The 14,141-nt window shown below is 70.2% G+C and carries 14 protein-coding genes; 7 read left to right on the forward strand and 7 right to left on the reverse strand.

What is annotated here, in order from left to right:
- Window positions 1-2 precede the first annotated feature (2 nt).
- The gene (eda, locus tag R0146_RS00870; RefSeq protein ID WP_317690985.1) at window positions 3-656 is read right to left on the reverse strand and encodes a bifunctional 4-hydroxy-2-oxoglutarate aldolase/2-dehydro-3-deoxy-phosphogluconate aldolase; all 654 of its coding nucleotides are present in this window, start codon (window positions 654-656) and stop codon (window positions 3-5) included.
- A 301-nt stretch (window positions 657-957) separates the two neighbouring features.
- Between eda and R0146_RS00875 the strand changes: the two genes are divergently transcribed.
- Window positions 958-1,704 (forward strand): IclR family transcriptional regulator, encoded by a 747-nt coding sequence (locus tag R0146_RS00875; RefSeq protein WP_317690986.1) that lies wholly within the window; start codon window positions 958-960, stop codon window positions 1,702-1,704.
- Between the two features lie 308 nt (window positions 1,705-2,012).
- On the opposite strand, the gene R0146_RS00880 is transcribed toward R0146_RS00875, so the two are convergent.
- Complete coding sequence (locus tag R0146_RS00880; RefSeq protein ID WP_317690987.1) at window positions 2,013-2,651, reverse strand: dihydrofolate reductase family protein; 639 nt, start codon at window positions 2,649-2,651, stop codon at window positions 2,013-2,015.
- Between the two features lie 31 nt (window positions 2,652-2,682).
- Window positions 2,683-3,075 carry a VOC family protein gene (locus R0146_RS00885; RefSeq protein ID WP_317690988.1) on the reverse strand — a complete coding sequence of 131 codons (393 nt, stop codon included), beginning with the start codon at window positions 3,073-3,075 and terminating at the stop codon, window positions 2,683-2,685.
- A 279-nt stretch (window positions 3,076-3,354) separates the two neighbouring features.
- On the opposite strand from R0146_RS00885, the gene R0146_RS00890 reads away from it, so the two are divergent.
- A complete protein-coding gene (locus tag R0146_RS00890; protein WP_317690989.1) occupies window positions 3,355-3,657 on the forward strand; it encodes a DUF2277 domain-containing protein in 303 nt (100 codons plus the stop codon).
- A gap of 188 nt (window positions 3,658-3,845) precedes the next feature.
- Here R0146_RS00890 and R0146_RS00895 read toward each other — a convergent pair whose 3' ends face one another.
- Together R0146_RS00895 and R0146_RS00900 are read right to left on the reverse strand one after the other, a co-directional pair.
- On the reverse strand, window positions 3,846-5,537 hold the full coding sequence (locus tag R0146_RS00895) for an ABC1 kinase family protein (RefSeq protein WP_317690990.1): 1,692 nt from the start codon (window positions 5,535-5,537) through the stop codon (window positions 3,846-3,848).
- A 25-nt stretch (window positions 5,538-5,562) separates the two neighbouring features.
- A complete protein-coding gene (locus R0146_RS00900) occupies window positions 5,563-6,099 on the reverse strand; it encodes a PadR family transcriptional regulator (protein ID WP_317690991.1) in 537 nt (178 codons plus the stop codon).
- 265 nt (window positions 6,100-6,364) lie between these two features.
- On the opposite strand from R0146_RS00900, the gene R0146_RS00905 reads away from it, so the two are divergent.
- From R0146_RS00905 to R0146_RS00920, 4 genes are all read left to right on the forward strand, one after another.
- On the forward strand, window positions 6,365-6,955 hold the full coding sequence (locus R0146_RS00905) for a YdeI/OmpD-associated family protein (RefSeq protein ID WP_317690992.1): 591 nt from the start codon (window positions 6,365-6,367) through the stop codon (window positions 6,953-6,955).
- A 217-nt stretch (window positions 6,956-7,172) separates the two neighbouring features.
- Window positions 7,173-7,676 (forward strand): ArsR/SmtB family transcription factor, encoded by a 504-nt coding sequence (locus R0146_RS00910; protein ID WP_317690993.1) that lies wholly within the window; start codon window positions 7,173-7,175, stop codon window positions 7,674-7,676.
- The gene (locus R0146_RS00915; protein ID WP_317690994.1) at window positions 7,667-8,164 is read left to right on the forward strand and encodes an SRPBCC family protein; all 498 of its coding nucleotides are present in this window, start codon (window positions 7,667-7,669) and stop codon (window positions 8,162-8,164) included. Before R0146_RS00910 ends, R0146_RS00915 begins: the two co-directional genes overlap by 10 nt.
- Window positions 8,165-8,455: 291 nt before the next feature.
- Window positions 8,456-8,917 (forward strand): SRPBCC family protein, encoded by a 462-nt coding sequence (locus R0146_RS00920; RefSeq protein WP_317690995.1) that lies wholly within the window; start codon window positions 8,456-8,458, stop codon window positions 8,915-8,917.
- A gap of 50 nt (window positions 8,918-8,967) precedes the next feature.
- On the opposite strand, the gene R0146_RS00925 is transcribed toward R0146_RS00920, so the two are convergent.
- Together R0146_RS00925 and R0146_RS00930 are read right to left on the reverse strand one after the other, a co-directional pair.
- Window positions 8,968-10,614: an NERD domain-containing protein gene (locus R0146_RS00925; RefSeq protein ID WP_317690996.1), complete on the reverse strand. Its 1,647-nt coding sequence runs from the start codon at window positions 10,612-10,614 to the stop codon at window positions 8,968-8,970.
- Window positions 10,615-10,676: 62 nt separating this feature from the next.
- Window positions 10,677-11,216: a DUF1697 domain-containing protein gene (locus R0146_RS00930; protein WP_317690997.1), complete on the reverse strand. Its 540-nt coding sequence runs from the start codon at window positions 11,214-11,216 to the stop codon at window positions 10,677-10,679.
- A gap of 198 nt (window positions 11,217-11,414) precedes the next feature.
- Between R0146_RS00930 and rph the strand changes: the two genes are divergently transcribed.
- Complete coding sequence (gene rph, locus R0146_RS00935) at window positions 11,415-14,108, forward strand: rifamycin-inactivating phosphotransferase (RefSeq protein WP_317692314.1); 2,694 nt, start codon at window positions 11,415-11,417, stop codon at window positions 14,106-14,108.
- Window positions 14,109-14,141: the final 33 nt, after the last annotated feature.

The raw sequence follows: 14,141 nt of genomic DNA on the forward strand, positions 1-14,141 counted from the left end.
GGTCAGCGGACGGCCGCGGCCGCGTCGACGGCGGCACGGACCAGCTGGGTCAGGGCGTCGACGTCGCCGGACGCGACGAGCGTCGAGGGCACCATCCAGCTGCCACCGACGGCGGGGACAACCTCGAGACCGAGGTAGTCCGCGAGATTGCTCGGACTCACCCCGCCGGTGGGGATGAACTGCATGCCCGGGAACGCGCTGGACAGCGCCTTGATGGCTGCGGGCCCGCCGATGACCGAGGCGGGGAAGAGCTTCACCGTCGTCAGGCCCAGGGCCTTCGCCTCCATCAGCTCCGTGGCGGTGCCGATCCCGGGGACGATCGGCACGCCGATCTCCTGCGCCCGGCGTACGACGGCCGCGGACAGTCCGGGCGACACGATGAACCGCGCGCCCGCCGCCACGGCCTCCTCGAGCTGGTCGACGGTCAGCACCGTGCCTGCCCCGACGAGGATGTCCCCCCGAGCGACGAGCCGGCGGATGGCCTCGGCAGCGGCACTCGTCCGGAAGGTCACCTCGGCGACCGGCAGGCCGCCGGCGACCAGCGCCTCGCCGAGCGTCTCGGCATGGGCGGCTTCCTCGAGGACGACGACAGGAATGACGCCCCACTGGGCGATATCCGCCAGGGACGCAGGGGTTTCGATCGGTACACCAGCCACGAGAACACCTCGGTTTCACTAGACGCAACACTGGTTCACTTGTTGCAACAAGTGAACCACATGGGCACGTCAGCTGAACACCCGGGGAGGGGACTTCACAGCGTCCGGACGCCGCACGCCATGGCCGTACGGCGTCGTACGTCGGACTGCCTCGGCGCACGGCGCGGTACATCGGGACGCATCACCGTGCGTCGTCGTACGTCGGACCGCCTTGCCGTACGGCGTCGTACGTCGGACTGCCTCGGCCGGTCACGGATGGTCCCGGATCGCCGAGCACTGCGGGGACTGCGAGACTGAGCCCATGAGTCCCACCCCCATCGAGTCCGTGGCGCGCTCCATCGCGGTCCTCCGCGAGCTGGCCTCGGCAGGGCCGGGCGGCCTCACCCTGACCGAACTCGCCAAGGCCGTCGGCCTGCACAAGACCACCGTGTACCGCCTGGTCAGCACGCTGCGCCTGGACGGATTCGCCACCCAGGACGAGGCCTCGGGGCTCTACGCCCTGGGACCGGGGGCAGTGGCGCTGGGTCGGAGGTTCACCGAGAGCGACCTGAGCATCCAGTTGCACCCGACGCTCACCGCGATCAGCCGCGCCGCCGGGGAACTGACCCACCTGGGTGTGCTCGCCGGGGATTCCGTCGTGTACGTCGGCAAGGTCGAGCCGGACCGCGCGGTCCAGGTGCGGTCACAGATCGGCACCGTCGCCAAGGCCGCGACCACAGCACTCGGCCGCGCACTGCTGGCGGCCCGGAAGGTGCCGATGTCCTCGCTGGGGGCGTACGTGGCGGACGACGGGGTGGCCCACCTGGCGAGCGAGCTCGACTTCTGCCGCACCCACGGCTATTCACGTGAACTCGAGGAGAACGAGCCGGAAGTCGCCTGCATCGCGATGGCCGTGTGGGACGCCAGCACGCCGGTCGCGGCCATCTCCATCACCGCCCCCGCGGTGCGGATGACCGACGATCGGCAGGCCGAACTGGCCGAGATCATGCGCCGCGAAGGAGCACGGTACCTCCCTGCCCCGCTGGCCCTGGCCGCCCCTCACGACTGATCCGGCCGTCGAGGCCGTCAAGGAGCGAACTGCCGTCAAGAGACGTCGGCCGTGTGACCATGGCCGACGTCGACGAGCGGGCGGGATTGGACGAGCAAGCGAGATCCGACGGCCGCCCAGACCGTTCCGGTGGCCAGACCGTACCCGCGGCCCAGACCGTACCCGCGGCCCAGACCGTACCGGTGGTAGTCATTCCCACTCGGGCGACCGGTTCCGAATGCGCACCACGGGTACGGTCTGGCTACCTGGCGTCCTTTTCAGAGGAGCATGCCCCGGTAGGAGCCCGGTGGGAGCGTCCCGTCGGCGCTTCAGACGTCCTGATCCGGCGTGGTCATGTCGCCGGTCCGCAGCGGGCCGGCCGGCCCGTAGCGCAGCAGCACCGCCCCCTTCTCGGAGACGATCGGCGGGGCGAGCAGGGCGAGTGTCGCGGGCACCGCACCGTCGGGGAAGACCTTCTTGCCCCGCCCGATCACGATGGGATACACCCACAGCGACAGCACGTCGTACGCGTCGGCGGCGAGCAGCGACTGGACGAAGCCGACGCTGCCGATCACGTGGATGTCCTCGTGCCGGTCACGCAGGGCCGCGACGCCGGCGACGGCATCCGCCCCCAGCTGGGTCGTGCCGGGCCAGTCCAGCGTCGGCGCGCCGCGCGAGGCGACGTACTTCGGGATCTCATTGAACTTGCGGCCGATCCGGCCCTCGCCGTCGCCCTCGGCGTGCTGAGGCCAGTAGCCGGCGAAGATGTCGTACGTCCGACGGCCGAGCACGAGGGCATCCATGGCCTCGATGCCCTCGCCGACCAGACGGCCGACGGTTTCGTCCATCAGTGGCGCCTGCCAGCCACCGTAGGGGAAGCCACTCGAGGTGTCCTCCTCGGGACCGCCCGGCGCCTGGGCGACCCCGTCGAGAGTGGTGAAGAGGTCGATGCTGATCCGTCCGGCCATGGCCTGCTCCTTCCGCTGTGTCTGCGGTGCCCTACTCCTGCAGTGTGGCGTAGAGGAAGCCGAGATTGTTGCCGTCGGGGTCCTCGAGGTCGCGGCTGTACATGAAGCCGAGGTCCTCCGCGGGGCGCGGCTCGGTGCCGCCGTTCGCGAGACCTCGTTCGACGATCGCGTCGACCTCGTCGCGCGACTCACGGGTGAAGTTGATCGAGGTCTGGACCGCGACCTTGGGGTCGGTGATCTGCTTCTCGGTGAACGTCGCGAAGAAGTCCCTGGCGAGCACCATGAGGAACACATTGTCGTCCCAGGCGAAGCAGGCGGCGTTCTCGTCGGTGTACTGCGGGTTGATCGGGGCGCCGAGCGCCGTGTAGAACGCCTTCGCACGTTCGAGGTCGTTGGTCGGGATGCTGACGAAGATCTGGGTCATGTCCCCTGCTTCCTTGCGGTGCCACCGGGGCGGCCGCCTCGACAGCTCCAGACTGACAAACCGCACGGTGCTTGTCGAGAGTCGGCAGAGCCAGCATGCGACGTACGCGGCGCGGGCGTAGCAAACCCGCGCGTGCAGGAGCGTGCCCCCGAGGTTGCCCGGTGCCGACAGCGCGCCGGAGTAGCAGCCCGCGCGGGCAGGAGCGTGCCGGGCGGCCGGGGACACCACGGTGTCACCGGTGAGGCGATCAGCTCCCAGCGCCCCACCTACGCTGGGGCCATGTGCCGTAATATCCACCAGCTCCACAACTTCGAGCCGCCGGCCACCGAGGACGAGGTGCGGGCCGCGGCCATCCAGTTCGTCCGCAAGGTCAGCGGGTCGACCAAGCCGTCGCACGCCAATGCGGACGCGTTCGACCGGGCGGTGGAGGAGATCGCCGAGGCCACCCAGCGACTGCTCGATACCTTGGTGACCACCGCACCGCCGAAGAACCGGGAGGTCGAGGCGGCCAAAGCCAAGGAGCGGGCCCGCCAGCGCTACGGCGCACCCGCGAGCAGCGGCCGCGACAGCCTCACCGCGTAGCGGGGACAGCGGCGACACCTGGCCGACGGATCGGACTGTTCACGAAGTTCGCGCTTCACAATGTCACACAACTGGCCGATGGCAACACATTCAGCCGAAGAATGTTCATGAACGACACTTCCGCCCGGCCGATGTGCACGGAAGGCCGCCTTCCCGAACATTGCCCGTCCCCCCAGGAGAGTGACGACTCAACTCCGCCCGTGCGGCCCGCCCCGGCCGGCCACCATCGCCCACAGCAGCGGCAGCGCCGACAGCCCCATCAGCCACCGCCCGAGCACCGGCTCGCTGCCGGTCACGAGCGCACCGGCCACCAACAGCGCGGCGAAGACCAGCAGGCCGTTGGCGCGCTGAACTGCCCGTTCGAGCCGGCGCAGTCGCCGGTCGAGCAGTGGCGTACGGATGCTCAGTTCGCCGTGCTCGGCCAGGGTGAGAACCCGGTCGGCCCGTCCGGGCAGGCCGAGCGCGACCATGGCGATCTTGCCCGCCTCGGCCAGCACCCGCTCGACCGTCGAACCGCCCTCCTCGGCGACCAGTTCCTTGGCGTACGGCGTGATGGTCTCCCAGATGTTGAACTCCGGGTCCAAGCCCGTACACATCCCCGACAGCAGCCCGATCGAGCGGCCGAGCATCAGCAGGTTGTCCGGCAGCTGGAAGGGCAGGTCGCGCATCAGGTCGCGGAACTGCAGTCCGAAGCGCATCATCTCGGCGTGGTCGATCCCGCGCAGTTGATCCATGCTCATCCCGCCGAAGCGGTCGAAGACCTGCATGCTGGCCCGTTCGATCAGCGCCAGGTCCGCGCTCGGCAGCAGCACGTCGAGGGTCTGCATGCTCCTGACCAGTCGGCCGCCGTCGCGGGTCCCGACGGCGATCAGTGCCTCGGTCAGTCCCTCGCGCAGCGTGTCCGGGACGTGACCGACCATGCCGAAGTCGATGAAGGTCAGCCGCCAGTCCGGTTCACCGGGCGCGCCGTCGGGCCGCGGGGCGACGAACAGGTTGCCCGGGTGCGGATCGGCATGGAAGAAGCCGTCGACGAAGATCTGCTGCAGGTAGCTGTCGGCCAGCACGGCGGCGACCTCGGCGCGGTCGATGCCGGCAGCGGTGATGGCGTCGTGGTCGCCGATCCGGATCGCACTGACATCCTCCAGGGTCAGCACCCGGCGGGTCGTACGCTCCCAGACCACCCGCGGCACGATGATCCGCGGATCGTCCGCGAAGTTGGCGGCGAAGGTCTCGGCATGGCCGGCCTCGGCAAGGTAGTCGACCTCCTGCAGCGTGGTGGTGGCGAACTCCTCGATCAAGGCGCGTACGTCCACCCGGGTCGCCACCGGCCGGTAGCGCGCCAGCCAGCCGCCGACCCTGCGCAGCGCGGCCAGGTCGACCTCGATCACCTGGTGGATGTGTGGGCGCTGCACCTTGACCACGACCGCGTCGAAGCCGAGGTCAACGGCATCTTCCGCCCGCAGACGGGCCCGGTGGGCCTGGCCGAGGGAGGCGGCGGCGAGCGGTTCGTCGTCGAACCAGGCGTAGTGCTCCGCCAGTGGCAGGCCCAACTCGGCGAGGCCGACCTCGCGGATCGCCGCGATGTCCTCGGGCGGCACCTCGTCCTGCAGACCGGCGAGCTCGTCGGTGATCTCCGCCGGCAGGACGTCCAACCGGGCCGACAGGAACTGGCCGACCTTGATCATCAGACCGCCCAGCGCGACGGCGAGCACCCGGAAGCGTGCCGCCGCCTGCGCGTTGCGCCGCGACCGGGTGCGGTCGGCGAGGCCACCGAACCCGATGCGGCGGACGACGACCTCCCACCAGACGAAGCCCGCGGTGACCCGCGCGAAGAACCAGACGATGCGCCGGTAGCGGGCGCGCAGCGCGGAGTCCTTCATGCCGCCTCCCGACGGCCGCGCCTGGTCACTCCTCGGCGAGGATCGCGTAGAGCTTCTTGCGGGCGGTCTCCATCACCTCGTACGCGGCGGTGCGCTGGGCGTCCGTGCCGGTCGAGCCGATCTGGAAGACGGCCTGCGCCAGCCGGCCGGCAGCCAGCCGGAAGCCGCTGCCCTCCGGGCTGGCGGCCGCGACCTCCTCCCACGGGGCGCTCTTGCCCTCGAACTCGGCGGCCGCCGCCCGACCGGCCTCGGTCAGGTGGTAGGTCTTCTTGCCTGCCGTGGGCTCGGCGTCGACCAAGCCCTCATCGGCCAGCATCTGCAACGTCGGATACACCGAACCGGCGCTCGGGTTCCAGGCGCCGTCGCTGCGGTCGGTGAGTTCACGGATGATCTGGTAGCCGTGCATCGGCTGTTCGGCCAGCAGCCGAAGGATCGCGGTGCGTACGTCGCCGCGGCGGGCACGTACGCCGAAAGGTCCGGGGAAGCCCTCGAAACGAGCAGCCCTGTCGAACAGCGGCGCAAACCCGCGGCTCTCGGGACCAGGATGATGATGGCGATACATGACGTCACGTCCTCTTCGATCGTCGTCACGACATATCGTTTTCCTGTCGTTACCCACAGGGTAGATCGGCGGACAAGACCCGTCAGTGGGCCCTGCCGTACGCCGAATGAGGGGCGTCTGGCGCCACCGGACCGGCCGTACGCCACTGGCGTGCCCCGTCGCCGCACTGTGGCCGAGCCGCCCCCGGTCCTAGCACTGCGGCCCCATGGCCGCCCCGATCCCCGCACTGTGGCCCAGCCGCGACCGGTCCCCGTACTGTGGGCTCATGGCCGCAGAGCTGCCCGAACTCCTCGTGCCCGATGCCCCCGCGTGGCGGGACTGGCTGCAGGCCCACCACGCCGACAGCCCCGGCGTGTGGCTTGTGCTGCACAAGAAGGGTGGCGACGTCACCGCCCTGACGTACGACGCCGCGGTCGAGGAGGCCCTCTGCTTCGGCTGGATCGACGGCCAGCGGCGGACCCGGGACGTCGGCAGCTCGATCATCCGGCTCACGCCGCGGACCAGGACCAGCCAGTGGTCGCAGTCCAACGTGGACCGGGTCGCCCGACTCGAGGCCGAGGGACGGATGACGGCGGCCGGCCGGGCGATGGTCGAGGCTGCCAAGGCCGACGGCCGCTGGGACCTGGCGTACGCCGGAGCTGCCACCAGCGAGGTGCCGCCGGACCTGGCCGAAGCGGTCGCCGCCGTGCCGGAAGCACAGGCCATGTTCGACGTGCTGACCTCGGCCAACCGGTTCGCTCTGATCTATCGCCTCCGGTCGGTCAAGAAGCCGGAGACCCGGGCCCGCAAGATCACCGAGTACGTGGCGATGCTCGCCCGGCACGAGACGATCTACCCGCAGAAGCGGCAACCCTAGATCGATCGACCGGTCCGCCACACCCGGCTGCGCCGCACAAGCCGCACAAGCCGCACAAGCCGCACAAGCCGCACAAGCCGCACAAGCCGCACAAGCCGCACAAGCGATTCTTATCAGCGGACCACACCCCACTTCAATGTGACCTGAATCACACTCACCTCTTGACGTGTCACACCACCGGGACCTAATCTACAACCAAATGGTTGTAGATGAAGTCATGAGCGACGACCTGGATCGCCTGTTCCACGCGCTGTCCGACGCCACCCGGCGCGACATCGTGGCGCAGGTGATGCGTCAGGAACAGTCCGTCTCGGCTCTGGCCGCGCGCTATGCGATGAGCTTCGCCGCGGTGCAGAAGCACGTGACGGTCCTGGAGAAGGCCGCACTCGTGTCCAAACAGCGACGCGGACGGGAGCAGATCGTGTCCGGCAACCCCCAGAGCATCCTCAGAGCCCGCGAGGCACTGGAGCGGTACGAGGAGATCTGGCAGGGCCGTACGGAGCGGATGCGCGCCATCCTCCTCGACGACCCCACGAGCACCACCGCGCCACCGTATCGAGCGCTGTCCGAGACATCACCCACCTCACCGTCCGTCGCGCCGGTCACCGTGGCGCCACACCCGACCGCCACCCTGCCGCACCGTGACACCCCCTCCCCCAACATCGCCCCGCCCCGACCACCCACCCTCACCAGTCCGAAAGGACCGACACCATGCCCGTGACCAGCACACTGAAGAACGTCGAGGCATTGACCCTCACGTTCGTGACCGAGTTCGAGGCGCCCGTCGAGCGCGTCTGGCAGCTGTGGAAGGATCCGCGCCAGCTCGAGCGGTGGTGGGGGCCGCCGTCGTTCCCCGCCACCTTCACCCACTACGAGTTCACCGAGGGAGGGGCGGTCAGCTACCACATGACCGGCCCTGACGGCTCCACCCCCGCCGGGTGGTGGAAGATCCTCACCATCGTCCCGGAGGAACGCCTGGAACTCGAGGACGGGTTCGCCGACGAGGACGGCAATCCCATCGCCGAGATGGGCAGTGCCCGCCTCGTGGTGACGTTCGACAGCATCGGCGCCGGCACGCGAATGACCATCACCAACACCTTCGAGTCACGCGAACAGTTCGACACGATGCTCGAGATGGGCATGGAAGAAGGCATGCGCGAGGCCCTCGGCCAGATGGACGCGCTGCTGGTCGACGCCGAGGTCGCCTGACCGACAATCGCCGGACCAGCAACCCGCTGGAGACCGACAACCAGCCGAACAACAACCCGTCAGACCGGCAACCAGCCGGCCCCGCAACCCGCTGGACCGACATCGCCGACACCACCCAGACCGTACCCGTCGTTCCAGACCGTACCCGTCGCTGTCATCCCCGCACGGGCGACCGGTGGGGGATGTGCACGACGGGTACGGTCTGGCCAGGCGGGTCCTCGGGCGGCAGCATCCTCACCCCCTGAGATGCTCGTCAGGCGACGCCCCACACAATGACCGGAAGGACCTCCCGTGGCCGGACACTCCATCACCGTCAGCGGCACCATCGCCGCCCGCCCCGCGCGAGTTTGGCGGGTGATCACCGACCTCGACCACGCCACCACGATCATCCCGAGCATCACCGCGGTCGAGCGGCTCACCGAGGGGCCGTACGACGTCGGCACCCGGTGGCGGGAGACCCGCACGATGATGGGCCGCGCCGAGACCCACGAGATGGAGGTCGCCCAGGCGATCCCGGAGGTCCGTACGGTCGTCACCACCGTCGCCGAGGGCGTCACGTACGCCACGACGATGGACCTGGCACCCCAGGGCGGTGGGACGCTGCTCACCATCACCTTCGCCGCCGATCACCCGGGCGCCACCGGCGTGCAGCGCCTGCTGTGGGCGGCGGCCGGCCCGCTGGGTGCGGCCTTCACCCGGCGGATGCTGCGTCATGAAGTCGACGAGATCCGGCTCGCCGCGACGAACTCCTGACGGCCTCCGCCTCGGCGGTCGACCGCGTCCCCAGATCAGGTCTGGTCAGATCAGATCCCCAGCCGCTCCGCCACCGCCTCCCCACCCATCGCCCGGACGACCGCCGGATCGCCGACCACCACCAAGCGGTCGGTGGCCCGCGACAGCCCGACGTACAGCCGCTCCTTGGCCCGGTCGCGGGAGCCGTCCTCGTTGAGGCAGAGGATCACCGCACGCCGCTCCAGGCCCTTGCAGCCGAGCACGTGGCCGTAGAAGACGTCGCCGCCGTCCCAGAAGGTCCGCCAGTAGCCCTGCTGGCCGTACGCCTCCTGGCGTTCGGTCTGCACCGGATGGCGCCGACCGGTGGTGAGCAGCATGACGTGCGCGGGGTCCCAGCCCTCGTCGAGCAGCCGGTCGACCTGGTCGTCGGCCACCCCGAGTGCGTCCTCGGCACTCGCCGCGATGAACTCGACCTCGGGCCCGTTCTCGCCGCGCAACTCCATCCGGGCGCCGGCCAGCGGCAGGAACGTACGGGCGATCTGCTGGGTGTTGCGCAGGTTGTGGTCCAGCACCAACGGCACCAGGGTGACCGGCGGGCGGCCGAACCGCTGGAAGACCCGCTGCTGCTCGTCGCTGTAGACGTGCAGCCGTCCGGTCTCCTCGTCCCGCAGTGCCCGCAACAGCGGCAGCCACCAGGAGTCGGCGAAGTCCTGGCCCTCGTCGACGATGATCGCGTCGAACTTCTCCTCCCAGGTCAGCGACCCGGCCAGGTCGAGCATCTGGGCGGGCAGCCGGCGTTCCCAGAAATCGACGTCGTCGCGGGCGCCGTCGCCGGCTCCCCAGGTCTGGCCGAGGGCGTGGAAGGTGCCGACGAAGTCCGGACGGTCGCGCCGGCAGGACCGTTTGACGTCACGGGTGAACTGCTCGGCCAGCCCGATGGAGTAGCAGAGCAGCGCGACCCGCTGTGGCGGCACGCCGTCGTGACCGCGGGAGAGCTGTTTGGCCTGGGTGAACGCCAGGACGGTCTTGCCCGAGCCGGCACAGCCGCGGACCTCGGTGCGCGGCACGAACCGGGCGATGTCGAGCAGCATCGCCTGTTCCTTGGTGAGCCGGTCGGCCCGGCCTTCCCGCTCGGCGGCGTCGGCCTCGACGTCGGCGACCGGGTGGTGGCGTCCCCGCAGGATCTCCCGGATCGTGGCGATGTCGTCGGGGGTCGGTAGCCGGCCGCCACCTCGTACGTGGCACAGCTGGGCGAGCTTGTCCCCCAGCTTGCCCATCTCCCTCCTGCCGAGCACCTGCCACCGCTCGACGCCCGGAGCGTGGAAGTCGTCGGGCCACTCGGTGTACGGGGTGACCAGCACGTGCTCGATGCGCAGCCGCGGCCGGCCCTGCCACAGCTCGTCGGCCTCGAGATAGTCCCGGACGGCGTACTTGTTGCGCAGCGGCTGCTCGATGTCGAAGGTCCGCCGGGCCGTGCCGGTGCCGACGTACCAGTCGCCGTGGGTGAAGTGGACGCTGCCGCCCTTGACCTCGACCACCACCAGCCCGACCTCCGGGATCAGGCAGAGGAAGTCGACCTCGTGGTCGTACGTCCCGGTGAACCGCAGCCCGGCGAAGACCACCGAGCCGTCCGGCAGCTGTGCGGTCAGCCGCCGTCCCACCAGTTGCTCCGACTCGGTGGCGTACGTGGGGGATTCCGGGATGAGCTCGGCGGTCATGGCAGAACGCTATGCCGCCGACGGCCCTCCAGGTCGGCCGACCGCGGATCCGCGGCGGTGCCTCAGGACTCCAGCCTGCGGACGATCCGCTGGACCGTCAGCCAGGAGCGGGTGGTGATCCCCTTGCCGTACGTACGCTCCAGCCAGGACATGAAACCCGGGGTGCCGGCGGTGTTGTCGAACACGGCCAGCACCGCGTGCGCCGACGGGTGATAGCCGATCACCCGGCTGCCGGGCTCGGCGGGCTCCGGCCACCCGGAGGGCACGAGCGTACGGTCCTTGAGGAAGGTCACCGTCAGGTAGGTCTGCGGCCCGTGCGTGAGGCCCTCGAAGGGATCGCTGTCCAGCAGTGCGCGCAGCTCGGCGAGTTCGCGCAGCAGCGTTGCGCCGCCGATGCCGAGGTCCTGCTGCAGCGCCGCCTCGATCCGGGCCTCGAGCAGTGTCGCGTCGGGTTCGTCGCTGCGGAAGAGGATGTTGCCGCTGGACAGCACCGAGGCGACACCGTCGAGCCCGAGTCTCACGAACACCGCCCGCAACTTGTCGTTGGTCTGGTTCGGCTGGCTGGGCGCGATCCCGCGCAGGAGTGCCACGAAGCTGGCCATGCGGCCGAGGGTACCGGTCTCCGCCTGCGCGGGACCATCGGTGGGCGCCGCACCTCAGATCGGCCGATCCGCCCGTCTCACACCTTTCGCAGCGGAGTGCGCAATGATGCTGGGGAAGCGGCCGAGCGGCGGCACCGGATCAGCGTGGCGCAGCGGCGCCCAGCGTCCGTGGCCCGAGACGGCAAGGCGGGAGACGTGATGACCGACTACGTGGTGGGGTTCGAACAGATCGACGCGACCATGCTCGCGACGGTCGGCGGCAAGGGCGCCAACCTGGGGGAACTGTCCCGGCTCGGCGGGGTCCGGGTGCCCGACGGGTTCTGCGTGACCACCGACGCGTACGCCGAGGCCACGGCCGGCGACCCCACGCTGGCCGACCTGGTGGAGGGTCTGTCCCGGCTCGGCGTGGAGGACGCCGCCGGCATCCGCGAGGCCGGCACCCGGATCCGGAAGGTCATCGAAGCGGTCACCATCCCGACCGTCATCGCCGACGCGATCAGAGCCCGGCTCGCCCCACCGGGTGGGACGGACAGCGGGAAGAGTGGCGCGACGGGTGGCGGGAACGGCGGCGAGCCAGCCGATGCGACGGACGCGTACGCCGTACGGTCCAGCGCGACCGCCGAGGACCTGCCGACGGCGTCGTTCGCCGGCCAGCAGGACACCTACCTGAACGTGTCGGGAGCCGACGCGGTGCTGCGGGACATCCGCCGGTGCTGGGCGTCGCTCTTCACCGACCGGGCGATCAGCTACCGGCTGCGGCACGGCATCGACCACCGCACCGTACGACTCGCCGTGGTCGTCCAACGGATGTTCCTCCCGGAGGTGGCCGGCATCATGTTCACCGCCGATCCGCTCAGCTCCGACCGCCGGACGGTGTCGATCGATGCGGGCTTCGGCCTGGGCGAGGCGCTGGTCTCGGGGCTGACGAACGCGGACAACTACACCGTGCGCGAGGGACGGATCACCGGCCGACGGATCGCCGACCAGGCACTCGCCGTCAGCGCCGCCCCCGACGGCGGCACCGTCCGGGAGACGGTCGACCCCGCGCGGCGGGACGTCCAGAAGCTGGCCGATGCCGACATCCTGCGCCTGGCCGGCCTCGGCCGGACCATCGAGGCGCATTTCGGGAGCCCGCAGGACATCGAATGGGCGTACGCCGGAGGCACCTTCTTCGTCGTCCAGAGCCGCCCGATCACCACGCTCTTTCCCATCCCCGGCCCGGGCGACAACACGAACCACCTCTACATGTCCTTCGGGCACCAGCAGATGATGACCGACGCGATGACCCCGCTCGGACTGTCGTTCTTCCAACTGCAGATGGGGAACACTCCGCTGGTCGAGGCAGGCGGACGGTTCTTCATCGACATGGCGCCCGACCTGGCCTCCCCGGTCGGCCGGCGCATCCTGAAGGCGTCCCTGCACGCCATCGACCCGCTCATCGACAGCGCCGTACGAGGTCTCCTCCGGCGCCCCGGGTACGTGACGAAGCTGGCCCGCGGCGGGCCCCGGTTCTTCAGCCTCACCAACAATGCCGGCTACTTCACCTGGCGGCTGCCGGTCGAGGCGATCCGGCTCTACCGCCGCAACGATCCGGGCACGATCCCCCGGCTCACCGCCGGACACGAGGTGACGCTCGACGACCTGCAGCGACGACTCGCCGACCTGTCGGGCGACGCGGTGTTCGACGCCGTGCAGACCGACGTCCAGCGACTGGGCAAGGAGGTGACCGACGCCCACAGCATGGCCGTGGTGTACGTCGGCATGTACGCGCTGAGCTGGGTCAACCGGCGGATGAAGCGCTGGCTCGGCGTCGAGGCTGCCGGGGACGCGCTCTCGCAATCGGTCGGCAACGACGTCACCTCGACGATGGGGCTGGCGCTCCTCGACGTCGCCGACGCCGTCCGCAGCCGTCCCGCCGTGCTGGCCGCCCTGCCGCAGCTGACCGACGCCACCTTCTTCGAGGACCTGGCGGCACTGGACGGTGGGGAGGAGGTCGGCCGGGTGATCCGGGACTTCCTCACGACGTACGGCATGCGGTGCTCCGGCGAGATCGACATCACCCGGCCGCGGTGGAGCGAGGCACCGTCCATCCTGGTCCCGGTGATCCTCAGTGCGATCCGGAATCTGGAGCCGGACGCCCGTACGATCCGGGTCGAACGGAGCCGGCGGGAGGCCGAGGAACTGGAGCAGAGCCTGCTCGACCGGCTCCGCACCCTGCGGGGCGGTCGGCGCAAGGCGGCGCGGACAGCGACGATGATCAGCCGGCTGCGGAACTTCGCCGGTTATCGCGAATACCCGAAGTACCTGATGATGCGCCACTATTGGGTGCTCAAGCACGCCCTGACGGGTGAGGCGGCCGGTCTGGTCGCCGACGCCGTCGTGGAGCGGCCCGACGACGTGTATTTCCTGACCGTCGAAGAATTCCGGGAGGCGGTCCGGACCCGCCGGGTGGACAGCGGCCTGATCGCGCGACGTCGGGCCGAGCACCAGGCCTGGGCACGGCTGACCCCGCCGCGGGTGATCACCTCGGACGGCGAGGTCCCACCCGGCTCGTACGACCACTCCGCCGTCCCGGCCGGTGCCCTGGTCGGGATCGCGGCCTCGGCCGGGACGGTCGAGGGCCGGGCGCGGATCATCCGCGACCTACCGGAGGCCCACCTGGAGGAGGGCGACATCCTGGTCACCACGTTCACCGATCCGAGCTGGACCCCGGTCTTCCTCTCCGTGAAGGGTGTGGTGACCGAGGTCGGCGGCGCGGGCACCCATGGTGCGGTCGTCGCACGTGAGTACGGCCTGCCGGCGGTGGTCGGGGTCGAGGGCGCCACCCGGCTGATCAGCGACGGCCGACGGATCCGGGTGAACGGCACCGACGGGTACGTGGAGTTGCTCTGATATGGAGATCGTCCGCAGCCGCACCCATGCCGT

It is taken from the genome of Raineyella sp. LH-20 (assembly GCF_033110965.1).
Lineage (GTDB): Bacteria > Actinomycetota > Actinomycetes > Propionibacteriales > Propionibacteriaceae > Raineyella.

What these genes read in the sequence shown, in the direction of transcription:
- R0146_RS00875 (WP_317690986.1), top strand. Translation starts at nt 958, where the DNA reads ATGAGTCCCACCCCCATCGAGTCCGTGGCGCGCTCCATCGCGGTCCTC.
- R0146_RS00880 (WP_317690987.1), bottom strand. Translation starts at nt 2,651, where the DNA reads ATGGCCGGACGGATCAGCATCGACCTCTTCACCACTCTCGACGGGGTC.
- R0146_RS00885 (WP_317690988.1), bottom strand. Translation starts at nt 3,075, where the DNA reads ATGACCCAGATCTTCGTCAGCATCCCGACCAACGACCTCGAACGTGCG.
- R0146_RS00890 (WP_317690989.1), top strand. Translation starts at nt 3,355, where the DNA reads ATGTGCCGTAATATCCACCAGCTCCACAACTTCGAGCCGCCGGCCACC.
- R0146_RS00895 (WP_317690990.1), bottom strand. Translation starts at nt 5,537, where the DNA reads ATGAAGGACTCCGCGCTGCGCGCCCGCTACCGGCGCATCGTCTGGTTC.
- R0146_RS00900 (WP_317690991.1), bottom strand. Translation starts at nt 6,099, where the DNA reads ATGTATCGCCATCATCATCCTGGTCCCGAGAGCCGCGGGTTTGCGCCG.
- R0146_RS00905 (WP_317690992.1), top strand. Translation starts at nt 6,365, where the DNA reads ATGGCCGCAGAGCTGCCCGAACTCCTCGTGCCCGATGCCCCCGCGTGG.
- R0146_RS00910 (WP_317690993.1), top strand. Translation starts at nt 7,173, where the DNA reads ATGAGCGACGACCTGGATCGCCTGTTCCACGCGCTGTCCGACGCCACC.
- R0146_RS00915 (WP_317690994.1), top strand. Translation starts at nt 7,667, where the DNA reads ATGCCCGTGACCAGCACACTGAAGAACGTCGAGGCATTGACCCTCACG.
- R0146_RS00925 (WP_317690996.1), bottom strand. Translation starts at nt 10,614, where the DNA reads ATGACCGCCGAGCTCATCCCGGAATCCCCCACGTACGCCACCGAGTCG.
- R0146_RS00930 (WP_317690997.1), bottom strand. Translation starts at nt 11,216, where the DNA reads ATGGCCAGCTTCGTGGCACTCCTGCGCGGGATCGCGCCCAGCCAGCCG.
- rph (WP_317692314.1), top strand. Translation starts at nt 11,415, where the DNA reads ATGACCGACTACGTGGTGGGGTTCGAACAGATCGACGCGACCATGCTC.